Below are 14,473 nucleotides of genomic sequence, written 5' to 3'. Positions count from 1 at the left end.
TAAATTTTTGCAAAAAAACACCAGTTACGGATAAAAATGAGGGCAGTACAGGGAGATAAGTTATGAGTGAAAAAGCAAAGAGACAGCGAAAAATTGAGCACTGGCAAATTGTGACGGTGCTGTTGATGATATATGATTTTCTTGCAGTGACCGTATCTTATTTTGCAGCATTGTGGATTCGGTTTGACTGTAGATATGCGAGCATTCCCGGAGAATATCTGAAGCCGTTCTATCAGACGATTCTGATCTATGCGATTTTCTGTGTATTTGTATTCTGGGTACTGCGTTTGTATAAGAGCATCTGGCGGTTTGCCAGCTACACAGAGCTGATCCGGATCATTTTTGCTACAGCTATCACAGGCATTGTAAATATGGCTGCTATGCTTCTTTTTGTTAAGCGTATGCCGATCTCCTACTTTATATTTGGAGTATTTCTGCAGTTTGGCCTGACACTGGGAATCCGGTTCGCTTACCGCTTTGTACTGCTTCTGCGAGGCAGAAAGGCCAAAAATGCAGGGTATGAGAAGCGCGTCATGCTCATCGGAGCCGGAAGCGCAGGGCAGATGATTTTTCGTGATATCAAGCATGTGAAAGAGACGAGCGAAAAGGTCTACTGCTTCATTGATGATAATGAAAATAAGTGGGGAAGATATATTGATAATGTGCCGGTCTTCGGTGGCAGAGAGCATATCATGGAGGCTGTAGAAAAGTTTGGCATTGAGAAGATCTACGTGGCAATTCCAAGCGCGAAGCCCGAGGATAAACGCGATATTTTACGCATCTGCAATGAGACATCCTGTGAGTTGATGAACCTGCCGGGTATGTATCAGCTGTATACCGGAGAGGTGACTGTCAGCAAGATGAAGCCGGTGCAGATCGAAGATCTGCTGGGCCGGGATCCGATTAAAACCGATATGGAAGGTGTGTTTAAGTATATTACCGGCAAGGTTATCATGGTGACCGGTGTCGGTTCCATTGGCTCCGAACTGGCACGGCAGATTGCGTCGCATCATCCGAAGCATCTGATACTTTTCGATATCTATGAAAATAATGCATATGACATACAGCAGGAGCTGCGGAAGAAATATCCGGAGCTGAACCTGGACACCATCATTGGTTCCGTCCGGGACAGCCGGAAGATCTTTCAGGTATTTGAGCAGTACCACCCGGAGATCGTTTACCATGCGGCGGCACATAAGCATGTGCCCCTGATGGAAGACAGTCCCTGTGAGGCCATTAAGAATAACGCCATGGGTACCTACAAGACCGCATATGCGGCCATGACACATGGTTGTAAGCGATTCGTTCTAATCAGTACCGACAAGGCTGTAAATCCGACTAATATCATGGGTGCGTCCAAGCGTCTCTGCGAGATGATTATACAGGCCTTTGACCATAAGATTAAGGAGGGCAAAGCGGATGAGATTCCGCAGCTTTTCACTCATGGTATGGGCGAGGTTATCACAGCGCCGGAGGTAACAGAAGCCCTGAAGACTACCCAGACTGAATTCGTAGCCGTCCGTTTCGGCAATGTCCTGGGAAGCAATGGCTCTGTTATTCCGCTGTTTAAGAAGCAGATCGAAGCAGGCGGTCCCGTGACCGTCACCCATCCGGATATTATCCGTTACTTCATGACGATTCCGGAGGCTGTGAGTCTGGTTTTACAGGCAGGAACCTATGCCAGGGGCGGAGAAATTTTTGTATTGGATATGGGCGAGCCTGTCAAGATCGACACACTGGCCCGTAACTTGATTCGTCTGTCCGGCTTCAAACCGGATGTGGATATCAAGATCAGTTACACAGGTCTTCGCCCGGGTGAGAAACTCTATGAGGAGCGCCTGATGGCAGAAGAGGGACTGAAAAAGACCCAGAATGATTTGATTCATATCGGCTGCCCGATTCCGTTTGATATTGATGAGTTCCTGAAAGAACTGGACGAGCTTCTGGAGGCGGCTTATAAAAATAAAGAGGATATGCGGGAGAGAGTTCAGAGGGTTGTGACTACTTATCATCCGGCATAGGAGGAGCAGCGTATTATGGTTGGTTTGGATCATATTGCACTAATTATATCATCGGAGGAAAATCTTCGATTTTATGAGAGATTTGGCTTTAAAGAAGCACAACGATTTGAACGTAATTATGATGTGGTTGTGTTTATGAAGTGTAACAGTATTATCTTGGAAATATTTATTGATCCCAACCATCCAGAACGAAATAGTGAGATTGAAACTAAAGGTTTGAGACATATTGCTTTTGAAGTAGATTCGATTGATGATTTGAATCTAGAAATCGAGCGTGATGGAACAGATTGGTTCGGTGGAAAATATGCATTTATTAAAGACCCGGACGGACAAATAATTGAGTTGAAAGAAAAAGTAAAGGGGCAAGATTAATTTGAAGATAATTATAGAAGCTATAATAGCCGTTCTGGGAATGGCTTTCATTATTCTTGTAGTAATTGGTAAGAAAAAAAAGAAGGACAGTTGCTTTGAAAATGATCCTGCTCAAAAAAATCCGTTAGAAGGTAAAAAAGTAGTTTTTATAGAAAATGAAAATGAGACAGAGAATGCAGATGGGGTTCGGGGGCATTTGGAGTCTATTGGAGAATCAGATTATATAGCTGGCGTATATGAAAAGTATGTAAAACGGACAATGGATATTATTTTGTCCTTTGGCGGATTAGTAGTTTTATCACCAATATTACTAGGAATTTGTGTGGCTATAAAAATCGACGATCCGGGCCCTGTTTTATTTACCCAGAAGAGAATGGGACAGAATAAAAAATATTTTAAGCTTCACAAATTTAGAAGTATGAAGATGTGCACTCCGCATGATAGACCTACACATATGCTAGAGAACCCAGAGCAGTATATAACAAAGGTAGGAAAGTTCCTGCGCGTGCATAGCTTAGATGAATTGCCACAGATTTGGGATATTTTTATTGGCAATATGTCAGTCATAGGCCCGCGTCCGGGACTTTGGAATCAGGATCTTTTAACGGCAGAAAGAGATAAATATGGCGCAAATGATTTTAAACCAGGACTTACTGGTTGGGCACAAATCAATGGACGTGATGAATTGGAAATTCCTGATAAAGCAAAATTGGATGGGGAGTATTGTAAAAATATCGGTTTTTTGATGGATGTAAAAGTGTTTTTGGGAAGTCTGCATGTGTTTGGCAAAGATGAAAGTGTAGTTGAAGGTGGAACAGGTGAGATGAAAAAAATAGAAAGGAAAGAAAAATCTGATGACAATCGATAGCCGAAAGTATACTTATTCTGTACTTATGTCTGTATATAAAAATGACGATCCAGGATTTTTAAAGCTTGCTTTGGAGAGTATCTATGAAAAACAAACAGTGAAACCGGATGAAATTGTCATTGTTTTTGATGGACCTTTGAATGAGAGTTTATACGATGTTCTAAATTCATTTAAAAAGGATAAAGAGTCTGTTGTAAAGTATTATCCGCAGGAAGTGAATCGTGGATTAGGTGAAGCCCTTAAAATTGGTTCGGAACATTGTACTGGTGATTATATTTTCCGCATGGATTCGGATGATATTAGCGATCCGTATCGTTTCGAACATCAGATACTATACGTGGAGAATCATCCGGATATAGATGTACTAGGTACTGATATAGCAGAATTTAATGAGTCGCCAAATGAACCAGATAAAAGGGTTCGCTCGTGCCCCGAAAAACATAAAGACATTGTAAATATGGGCAAGAAGCGTAATCCGATGAATCATGTATCTGTTTGTTTGAAAAAAGATGCACTTTTTAAGTGCGGTGGCTACCAAACATTACTTCTTCTTGAAGATTATTATTTATGGTTACATATGATTGGAGCGGGGTGCAAGTTAGCAAATATTCACGAATCACTGGTATATGTTCGAGTCGGCAATGGATTTGATTCAAAACGTGGCTCAAAAGAAAGAATAATTGGATGGAGAGTATTACAAGATTACATGCTTGAGATTGGCATGATTAATAAAAAAGAAGCAATACTCAACATGTTCAGCATTAATATATTCGTAAAAACACCTTCTTGGTTAAAGAAATACTTGTATTCAAAATTGTTAAGAAAATAAATGAGTATTTAGTGATTAATTAATTATTATAGAATAGGAGATTCGTATGAATAAAAGAATTGCAGTTGCTGGAACTGGATATGTAGGACTTTCTATTGCTACACTTCTTGCACAGCATAATCACGTAACAGCTGTTGATATCATTCCGGAGAAGATAGAACTTATTAATAATAAGAGGTCTCCCATCCAAGATGAGTATATCGAAAAATATCTCGCAGAAAAAAAGCTTGATCTTACAGCAACACTTGACGGCGAAGAAGCATACAAAAATGCTGACTTCATAGTTATTGCAGCACCTACAAATTATGACAGTAAGAAGAATTTTTTCGATTGCTCTGCAGTAGAGACAGTAATTGAACTTGTATTAAAAGTAAATCCTGATGCAACAATGATTATTAAATCTACAATTCCAGTTGGATATACTAAAAATGTGAGAGAAAAATATCAGACAAAAAATATTATTTTTAGTCCTGAATTTTTGCGAGAATCAAAGGCTCTTTACGACAATCTATATCCGTCAAGAATCATTGTATCTTGTGATGAAGAAACTGTAGAAAAAGCACATGAGTTTGCGGCATTACTTCAAGAAGGGGCTCTTAAAGAAAATATTGAAACTCTTTTTATGGGATTTACTGAGGCAGAAGCTGTGAAGTTATTTGCTAATACATATCTTGCACTTCGTGTAGCTTATTTTAATGAGCTTGATACTTATGCAGAAAAAAAAGGATTAAATACACAGGATATAATTACAGGTGTATGTCTTGATCCTAGAATTGGTTCCCATTATAATAATCCTTCATTTGGATATGGAGGTTATTGTTTACCAAAAGATACAAAACAGTTATTGGCTAATTTTCAGGATGTCCCTGAAAATTTAATTCAGGCAATTGTAGAAAGTAATAGAACTAGGAAAGAATTTATTGCAAATCAGGTTCTTACAAAGGCGGGATATTATGGATATGATGATAGTTACGAGTATGATTTAACGAAAGAAAGAGAATTAACTATAGGTGTATACCGGCTGACAATGAAATCTAATTCTGACAATTTTAGACAGTCTTCCATTCAGGGTGTAATGAAACGGATTAAAGCGAAGGGCGCTAGCGTCATTATTTACGAGCCTACACTTGAAGATGGTACTACATTTTTTGGAAGTAAAATTGTAAATGATTTAGAAAAATTTAAAGTAGAATCTATGACAATTATTGCGAACAGGTATGATAGTTGCCTTGATGATGTAGTAGAAAAAGTATATACCAGAGATATTTTTAAAAGAGATTAATAGGAGGGTTATATTATGAAAATTCAGCTTATGAATGTACAGCGTCAGCACGAAACATATTCTGCGGAGTATGAAGATGCAGCGATTAAGGTGCTAAGAAGTGGTGGATATATAGGTGGTACAGAAGTATCTTCTTTTGAAGAAGAATTTGCAAGGTATCAGGGAGCTAAATATGGTATTTCGTGTGGAAACGGTACAGACGCAATAGTTTTGGCATTAAGAGCTCTTGGCATAGGCCATGGAGATGAAGTAATAACTGTTTCTTGGACATTTTTTGCGACAGCTGAAAGTATTGCTGCAGTTGGCGCAACTCCAGTTTTTATTGACGTTTGCACAGATACATATTGTATGAATCCTAAGCTGATTGAGACAGCAATAACTTCAAAAACAAAGGCAGTACTTCCGGTTCATTTCTATGGAAATTCCTGTGACATGGATGCAATAAAAGATATCTGTAAGAAACACAATCTCTATTTGATTACGGATTGTGCTCAGGCGGCAGGGACTAGATATAAGGGGGAAAGAAAAAATATTCTAGGAGATGCTTCTTGTTTTTCATTTTTCCCGACAAAGAATCTTGGATGTGATGGTGATGGCGGAATGGTTATCACAGATAATGAGGAAATTGCTAGAGCGTGTAGATCACTTAAAGTCCATGGTTCTGGTAAAGATGGATTGTGGACATTAAAAAGAGAGTATAGTATACAGGGCAAAAAGTTTCCAGAAAATATGCCCGTTGGAGAAAGTAAATATTATAATTATTTGATTGGTTATAATTCAAGACTTGATGCAATTCAAGCAGCAATTTTGAGAAAAAAGTTAGTTCATCTGGAAGAATTTGTTGACGGGAGAAGAAGAAATGCAGAATTATTTGATGAGGCATTCAAAGATACAGAATACATAACCCCTGTTGCTGGAAACAATACATATCATTCTTATTATATCTATGCGCTTAAGCATAATAATGCACAGCTTATTATGAAAAGATTACAGGAAAATGGTGTTTCGTGTGGAACATATTATCCTGTTCCACTTCACCTTCAAGGAGCTTTTGCATCGCTTGGATATAAGGTGGGAGATCTTCCTGTAACAGAGGAACTTAGTAAAACTACTTTTGCTATTCCAGTATTTCCAGAAATGTATGATGAAGAAAGAACGTTTATTATAGAGCAGGTAAAAAAAGCATTGGAGGATTAAAAAATGAAATATGCACTTATTGGCTGCGGAAGAATTGCAGTTAATCATATTAAGGCTTTTAGAAATAATGGATTGGAACTTGTTGCATTATGTGATCTTAACTTTGAGCATATTAATATTCTATTGGCTAAAACTGAATATGATACAGATGTGCAAAGGTATAATGATTATAAAAAAATGTTGGAGGAACATCCCGAGATTGAGGTAATTGCAATTGCTACTGACAGTGGCGTACATGCCGAAATTGCATTGTATTGTATGAATCATGGTATTAATGTAATCGTAGAAAAACCAATGGCTATGTCAATGCAAGATGCTACAAAAATGATAAAAACTAGTGAAGAAAAAAACGTGAAACTAGCAGTATGTCATCAGAATCGATTTAACGTAGCAGTTCAAGAGATGAGAAGTGCGGTTGAAAAAGGAAGATTTGGAAAACTTTCACATGGTTCAATTAATGTTCGATGGAATAGAAATAAAGAATATTATGAGCAAGCACCTTGGAGAGGTAAATGGGCTTCTGATGGAGGCTCCCTTATGAACCAGTGTATACATGGAATAGATCTCTTGCGTTGGATGATGGGAGACGAAGTTGAAGAAGTGTATGGAGTTACAAGGCAACAGTTCCATAGTTATTTGGAATGTGAGGATATCGGTATGGCTGTTCTTAAATTTAAAAATGGAGCCATCGGAACAATTGAAGGTACTGTTAATGTATATCCCAAGAACTTGGAAGAGACATTGTATCTATTTGGAGAGACGGGTACAATTAAATTGGGCGGTACTTCTTGTAACAATATTGATGTCTGGAATTTTGCTAATTCAGATGAAAATGATAGGGGAAAAGCAGGTTTTCAGGAAGCAACTTCTAATGTATATGGCAATGGACATACTAGTCTCTATGCAGATGTAATTGATTCTATAAAAAGCAATAGAAAACCATACGTTGATGGCTATGCAGGTAGGAATGCACTTGAAATAGTATTAGCTATTTATAAGAGTCAACTGACTAGAATGCCAGTAAAATTACCCTTGGGTGATTTTGCCTCAACAGAACTAACAGGGATGTTTGGAGAAGGTAGTTTGTAAAATAAGGAATAGATTCGAATAAAATTTTTATAATGAGTTACAGGATCACATTCAAAGTGTTCTTGTAATTGAAGACTAATATGCTTTGAGGAGATATAGCGTGGAAAAATATATTGAAGGCCTTGTTAGTGTGATTATGCCAACTTACAAAAGATCAGAAAAGCTTATTAGGGCGATTGACAGTGTTCTAAATCAGTCATATCAAAATTTAGAACTTTTGTTAGTTAATGACAATGAGCCAAATGATGATTATACAGCATTATTGAAAAAGCGTGTTGCAAAATATCAGAATGATCCTAGATTTTATTTGATTTTACAAGAAAGACATATTAATGGCGCAGTGGCAAGAAATGTTGGAATAAATGCTGCAAGGGGAGAGTATATTGCCTTCTTAGATGATGATGATTGGTGGGAAGTTGATAAGTTACAGATGCAAATAGAAGAACTTAAAAACTTGCCACCAGAGTGGGGAGGAATTTCTTGTAGAATTAAAAGATATAATAATGACAAGTTGATAATGATTCAGCCAATGTATAAAGAAGGATATGTGTATAAAGAAGTATTAATGTTAATGGCAGATTACGAAACAGGAACATTATTATTACGTCATACTGCTTTGGATAATGTGGGGTATTTTGATCCTATTTTATTGCGGCATCAAGATCTGCAACTCTTAGTAAATTTTACGTATAATTTCAAATTGAAACAAGTGAATGCTCTTTTACATTGCCGTGATGTAAGCGATGCGCAAAACAGACCAAATGTTGAAAAAATTATTGATGCTAAGAAGGCGTTTTTTGAATCGGTTCAGCCCATTTTAAATACTTTAACGGCCCAAGAAAAAAGAGTGGTTTTTTCGTTACATCGGGCAGAAATTGGTTATATTCAACTTAAAAATCATTCATATGTAGATGCAACAAAGAATATAATTCAGTTGCTGTTATGTCCAACTGCATTTTTATATCAACTCAAAAAAATCGTAAATAGGAAAAGAAGTAAAGTTAAAGCTTAATTATTATATATTTTATGAAAATTAGAGGTAAAAGGATATGCACATCTATATCAAAAAACCGACAATTGAACAGTACCAAGCTTATATGCTATGTTTAGTGTTTGGTTTTAATATGATTATGCTCACTTTCAATAATCTTATGAGATTAGTGATTGGAAATACATATTATATAGATACAGTTCTAATGTTTGGATGCTATATATTTGTGGCTATTCACACTTTGGGAAATATAGGAAAAGCATTGAGAATTAAACATCTTTTGTTTTTAATGATGATGGTGTTTCTTCCAGTGTTTACCTGTTCAAATGGTGCGATTACTCAAAAAATTTTAGGAGAGCAGTTCCCTTATTGTATTATTGCTTTTATGATATGTCTTTCAATTACTAACTATGAGTTGGCCTGGGAAACATTGTATAAATTTTCTTGGATAATATTGGGCATTTCCATGCTTGATAGTTTTGTTCTTGATTTGTTTAGTGAAACAAGTCATACATTAGGATATGCAGCGTTATTCCCTGCTATAATTTATTCAATCGAAATATTTCAGGGTATTAAAAATAGAATTAAAAATATTATCGGACTGATTCTAGCTTGTATCTTAGTAGTTCAAGCGGATACAGCAGGCGCATTAGCAGCAGTTGCGTTGACGATGATAGTAGCAATGTGTTTTTTTATTAAACGATTAAAGAGATGGGCATTTGCTCTGTTTGTTGCTTTTTTGGGGACTATCGCGTATTGTGTAAATCATGTGGTTACAATTGCGATATTTATTGCTGATAAATTGGCTTTATATAATGTGCGAATAGATATGCTGTTAGAAATATCGAAAACAGGACTTACTACAGATAGGTTTCGAGATTCAATTTATAATTACTGTTTTCAATATGCAAAAGAACATATGTTAATTGGATGTGGAGTTGGTAATGATAGGGTTTTGATAACTAAAAATACATTAGTTCGTGATCAAACAATGGTGAGTAATTTCCCACATAATATTTTTTTGGAATTTATGATACAGTTTGGCATGATTTTAGGAATTGTTTTAGGAATTGTTTTAGTGATATTTTTAGTTAGATATTTAATTAGGGAAAAAAATTTGTATGCGCAAAAAATAGCAATTCTATTAGTTGGTATAGGTTTTTTTCCTTTACTATATTCTTCGTCATATATAGAGAATGCGTGTTTCTTTGCATTAATAGGATTTGTATGGAAAAGAAAAGATTGTATTAAATATCAAGAATGTTCATAAATTTTTTGTGGGATAATTGCTATATGATAAGTACAAAAGAAAGGAAATGATTTAATGAGTGTTAGAAGAATATTGGGTAAGATATACGTGCCGCTCAAATATTTTATGTTTAAAAATTTTCCTAAATCTACATGGCCTAATTTGATTAGATTAACAATGAAAATTGAATTAGGAGAAAACATAGATTTAAAAAATCCTAGAACTTTTAATGAAAAGATACAATGGCTTAAGCTAAACGATCAGAGACCTATAAAAACAAAATTGGCTGATAAGTATGAAGTTCGGGAATGGATTAAAAATACAATTGGAGAAGAGTATTTAATTCCATTATTAGGCGTGTGGGATGATTTTGAACAAATTAATTTTGATCAACTTCCTGAAAAATTTGTATTAAAAGCCACTCACGGATGTGGATGTAATATTGTTGTTAATGATAAATCGAAATTTGATGTACATAATGCAAGGACGAAATTTAAGAAATGGTATAAAACTAACTATGCATATTATACAGGAGAGCAGCATTATGAGAAAATAAAACCTCGAATAATTGCTGAACAATATTTGGAAAACGAGGTCGGAGATTTATATGATTATAAGGTCTTCTGTTTTAATGGTAAAGCAAAATACATTATGTATTTATGTGATAGAAAAAATGGATTAAAAATGGCATTCTATAACACAGAGTGGGAAAAACAGCCATTTACATATAGCTATCCTCAAATGGAAGAACATGTTGAAAAACCAAATTGCTTGAAAGAATTAATTGAAATTTCAGAGAAAATAGCTAAAGATTTCGAGATTGTACGAGTTGATTTTTATATCTTGAATAATGGAAATATTAAATTTGGTGAGGTGACATTAGCATCAGCTGGAGGGTATTGTAAATGGTTTCCAAAAGAATATAACGCCATGTTAGGAGAAATGATCAATTTAAGTGGTATAAGAAGATGAATAAAATTGAAAAGATAAAAAAAGTAGGTGCTACGAGAACATTAAAGTTGTTAAAAGATAGAATAATAAGTCCATTAGTAGAGCCGTATTGTCGTAATAGATGGGAACGTTTAGCGAAAAAAAAAGAATATGTGGGAATTAATACACCAGAAAGAAAGATTCCTATAATTGTTTCATTGACTACTTTCCCTGCTCGAATAGAAAATGTTCATTGGGTAGTAAAAACTTTATTGGTGCAGTCACTCAAACCTGATAAGATTATTTTATGGCTTGCGATAGAACAGTTTCCAAATAAAGAAAATGATTTACCAGATAGTTTATTAAAACTGCAAAGGTATGGCCTTACAATTTCTTGGTGTAATGATATTAGATCATATAAAAAATTGATCCCGACAATAAAAGAATATCCCAATTCGTATATTATTACTGCAGATGATGATATATTTTATCATCCGAAAATGATAGAACGATTATTTAGAGCATATAAAAGAGATCCATTGAACATACACTGTCATCGTGTAACAAAATTTTATTTGGAGAATGGAGAGTTTAAGACAATTCCTGGTGGATATGAGATATATAACCATCCATCATTTTTACATAAATTAACTGGTGGTAGTGGAACTTTATATCCACCGAATTCATTATATAAAGATATATGTAGGGAAGATTTATTTATGAAATTAACGCCTACAAATGATGACATATGGTTTTGGGTTATGGCAATATTGAATGGGAAACGGTGTAATGTAGTTAAACACAGTTGTACTGCCTTATATTACATCAACGGTAGTCAAGAAAAATCCTTATCATCTATTAATGATAATGGGGAAAAACTTTTTTGGAAACAATTTACCAGTATCATGGAATATTATCCTGAAGCAAAGAAGAGATTAATAGAAGAATGGAATAAAGAGGGATCAAATTAAAATGAAAGTATTAGTTATTGCACCATTTTATGCTCCAAGTTCAGAAGTGCCATCTGTACGAATGGTTAGTTTGACTACTTATTTAATACAGCAAGGTCATCAAGTTACCGTGGTATGTTGGTCAAAAGATAAATTATTAACTATGTATAAAGAAGATGAATTAAGTTCAACAATACCTGATGGTGTGAAGATAATTGGTATAAATTTTGAAAATGGAAAAATTCCTATTTTTGATGACTTGAGATTTGGAAAAAAAATGAAGAAATTCCTTTGCTCATCTGTAGATTTAAGTGATTTTGACATTGCATTTGTCACTTGTGGCCCTTATTTTTCGTTAGAAGCAATGCCATATATTAAATTAAAACATGGATTAAAGTATGTATTGGATTTTAGGGATTTAGGAGCTCTTAATTATAGACCAAAGTTGGGTAACGAAGGAGATAAAATAAACTCGATTTGGTGGAAAAAGTTTATTCTTCATTGGTATCAGCAAAAAGTGTTTTCTAGAGAGAAAAAAGCCGTCATTAATGCAGATGGAGTAATTTGTGTAAGCCCTATTGACAAAGAAAAAATGCAGGAAGCCTATAAAATACCAGATGAGAAATGTATTATATGTACTAATGGATTTGATGATATCAAATTGAGCAAAATTGTACCTAAAGAGAAACAGAAAGGTATCGTTGGTGCTGTCTTTGGAAAATTTATGTATTATAGTCGTAGCCGTGCAGAGGCATTGCTTGTGGGGATTAATAAACAGAGAAAATCAGGTATTGATATAAAACTACGTCATATAGGACGTAATTTTGATTATATTGATGCAGCATTAGAAAAATATAATATTGATCCGGATACTTTTGAAAAAGTAGGTTTAAAAGAGTATGCTGAAGGAATGGCAATTCTTGGAGCATCCGATTTCTTTGTAGTTGAAGATACAAGCCCTGACGATGTGGGCACAAAAATATATGATTATATTTATTGGAACAAACCTATCATAGCTGCTGCACCTAAAGATATTCCATTAGCAAAACTGGTTTCTAAATTTGAACATGGCTATATTTGTGAAACCGCCGAAGAGGTTGATGCAGCGATAAATGATATTATTAAAAATAAGTATTCGTCATTGGATCCCAATATTGATGTAGCTAAGTATTCTCGAACTTATCAAAATAGAAAGATGGAGAAGATGATGCTTGATGTTATCTCGCGGAGGTGAAATGCTTGCAGGAATCAAGAACCAAAAAATCTATCAGGAACATCATATGGGCGGTTATAAATAAGATTGCAATTATTATTATGCCCTTTATTGTCAGAACGGTTCTCATTTATAAATTAGGGGCTGAGTATACAGGTCTGAGTGGATTGTTTACTTCTGTTCTAACAATGCTTTCATTAGCAGAATTAGGGTTTAGTAATGCAATGGTGTATTGTATGTATGAGCCAATTCATGAAAATGACAATATTACAGTTTGCGCTTTGTTAAATTTTTATAAGAAAATATATAGATATATCGGATTAATTATTTTAACAATTGGTATCATGCTTATACCATTTTTACATAACTTTATTAGTGGTGATGTACCGGCTGATATTAATATTTATATATTGTATGGCATTTATTTAGCTAATACAGTTTTAAGTTATTTCCTATTTGCCTATAAATCATCGTTGCTAACTGCATACCAAAGAAGTGATAAGATAAGTATTATTGGTTTAGTATGTAATCTAGTGCTTTATAGTACACAAATAATTGTTCTAGTCCTGACCAAAAGTTTTTATCTATATGCCGTTATGTTGCCATTGACAACACTGGCAATGAATTTAGCCTATGAAAAAGTTTCTAAAAAGCTTTTTCCGAATATTATTTGTAAGGGAGAAGTAGGAAAAGAGCTAAAGGGTAAGATTAAAAAGCGTGTTATTGGCATCATGCTTTATAAGCTTTCAAGTACAACAAGAACATCTTTCGATAGTATTATCATTTCAGCATTTTTAGGTTTGGTAGTTCTTACTCAATATCAAAATTATTTTATGATTATAAGCTCAGTCTTAGGTGTCCTTGCAGTTATTAGTAATGCAGTTACGGCTAGTATTGGCGATAGTATTGTTGCAAAAAGTGCCGACAATAATTATTTAGATTTTAGGAAATTCCTTTTTGGATATATGTGGGCGGCTGGTGTATGTGCGACATGTATTTTAGGATTAATTCAATCCTTCATGCAAATATGGGTTGGCAAAGTGCTTGTGTTAGATTTGACAATGGCAATTCTCTTTTGTGTATATTTCTACGCTCAAACGATGGGAGACATCGTTTTTGTATATCGAACTGCTGCCGGCTTATGGTGGGAAGATAGAGTTCGTCCAGTTGTAGAAGCTATTGCAAACATTGTTTTGAACTTTGTTATGGTGAAGATGTGGGGATTACATGGTGTAATTCTTGCTACAATTATTACTTTAGTTGGTATTAATTTTATATGGGGAGCCTATATTTTATTTAAACATTATTTCAAAAGGGATATGTTTGAAGACCTGCAAATTCAAATGGTACATGCAATGTGTACTGCTTGTGCTTGTGCATTAGTTTTGATTATATGCAATATGATAGGAGAAGGTGGTTTGAATTTCGTTTTTAAAGTAGTAATTTGTGTTGTTATACCTAATGTTTTGTTTGTCATTATTT

Annotated in this window: 13 protein-coding genes; all 13 read left to right on the top strand. The window is 34.8% G+C overall.

Features of this window, described 5'->3' with window-relative positions:
* Nucleotides 1-62: 62 nt before the first annotated feature.
* Complete coding sequence (locus ACTRC3_RS02950) at nt 63-2,021, top strand: polysaccharide biosynthesis protein (RefSeq protein ID WP_440321450.1); 1,959 nt, start codon at nt 63-65, stop codon at nt 2,019-2,021.
* A 15-nt stretch (nt 2,022-2,036) separates the two neighbouring features.
* Nucleotides 2,037-2,393 (top strand): VOC family protein, encoded by a 357-nt coding sequence (locus tag ACTRC3_RS02945; RefSeq protein ID WP_440321449.1) that lies wholly within the window; start codon nt 2,037-2,039, stop codon nt 2,391-2,393.
* A 1-nt stretch (nt 2,394) separates the two neighbouring features.
* Nucleotides 2,395-3,261 carry a sugar transferase gene (locus tag ACTRC3_RS02940; RefSeq protein ID WP_440321447.1) on the top strand — a complete coding sequence of 289 codons (867 nt, stop codon included), beginning with the start codon at nt 2,395-2,397 and terminating at the stop codon, nt 3,259-3,261.
* Nucleotides 3,248-4,090, top strand: coding sequence for a glycosyltransferase (locus ACTRC3_RS02935; RefSeq protein ID WP_440321445.1), 843 nt, complete (start codon nt 3,248-3,250; stop codon nt 4,088-4,090). The genes ACTRC3_RS02940 and ACTRC3_RS02935 overlap by 14 nt, the downstream gene beginning before the upstream one ends.
* A gap of 46 nt (nt 4,091-4,136) precedes the next feature.
* Nucleotides 4,137-5,372, top strand: coding sequence for a nucleotide sugar dehydrogenase (locus ACTRC3_RS02930; protein ID WP_440321444.1), 1,236 nt, complete (start codon nt 4,137-4,139; stop codon nt 5,370-5,372).
* Nucleotides 5,373-5,387: 15 nt separating this feature from the next.
* Complete coding sequence (locus tag ACTRC3_RS02925; RefSeq protein ID WP_440321443.1) at nt 5,388-6,569, top strand: DegT/DnrJ/EryC1/StrS family aminotransferase; 1,182 nt, start codon at nt 5,388-5,390, stop codon at nt 6,567-6,569.
* A 3-nt stretch (nt 6,570-6,572) separates the two neighbouring features.
* Nucleotides 6,573-7,658: a Gfo/Idh/MocA family protein gene (locus ACTRC3_RS02920; RefSeq protein ID WP_440321442.1), complete on the top strand. Its 1,086-nt coding sequence runs from the start codon at nt 6,573-6,575 to the stop codon at nt 7,656-7,658.
* Nucleotides 7,659-7,758: 100 nt separating this feature from the next.
* A complete protein-coding gene (locus ACTRC3_RS02915) occupies nt 7,759-8,670 on the top strand; it encodes a glycosyltransferase family 2 protein (RefSeq protein WP_440321441.1) in 912 nt (303 codons plus the stop codon).
* A gap of 37 nt (nt 8,671-8,707) precedes the next feature.
* Nucleotides 8,708-9,919, top strand: coding sequence for an O-antigen ligase family protein (locus ACTRC3_RS02910; RefSeq protein WP_440321440.1), 1,212 nt, complete (start codon nt 8,708-8,710; stop codon nt 9,917-9,919).
* 54 nt (nt 9,920-9,973) lie between these two features.
* On the top strand, nt 9,974-10,870 hold the full coding sequence (locus ACTRC3_RS02905; RefSeq protein ID WP_440321439.1) for an ATP-grasp fold amidoligase family protein: 897 nt from the start codon (nt 9,974-9,976) through the stop codon (nt 10,868-10,870).
* Complete coding sequence (locus ACTRC3_RS02900; RefSeq protein ID WP_440321438.1) at nt 10,867-11,799, top strand: hypothetical protein; 933 nt, start codon at nt 10,867-10,869, stop codon at nt 11,797-11,799. Before ACTRC3_RS02905 ends, ACTRC3_RS02900 begins: the two co-directional genes overlap by 4 nt.
* A 1-nt stretch (nt 11,800) precedes the next feature.
* Nucleotides 11,801-13,012 carry a glycosyltransferase gene (locus ACTRC3_RS02895; RefSeq protein WP_440321436.1) on the top strand — a complete coding sequence of 404 codons (1,212 nt, stop codon included), beginning with the start codon at nt 11,801-11,803 and terminating at the stop codon, nt 13,010-13,012.
* A gap of 5 nt (nt 13,013-13,017) precedes the next feature.
* The coding region (locus ACTRC3_RS02890) for a lipopolysaccharide biosynthesis protein (protein ID WP_440321434.1) at nt 13,018-14,473 on the top strand (1,456 nt) is incomplete at its 3' end.

Source organism: Laedolimicola sp., from assembly GCF_051972735.1.
In the GTDB taxonomy this organism is placed as follows: Bacteria; Bacillota; Clostridia; order Lachnospirales; family Lachnospiraceae; genus Laedolimicola; species Laedolimicola intestinihominis.
This window is presented reverse-complemented; position numbering and strand designations above follow the sequence as displayed.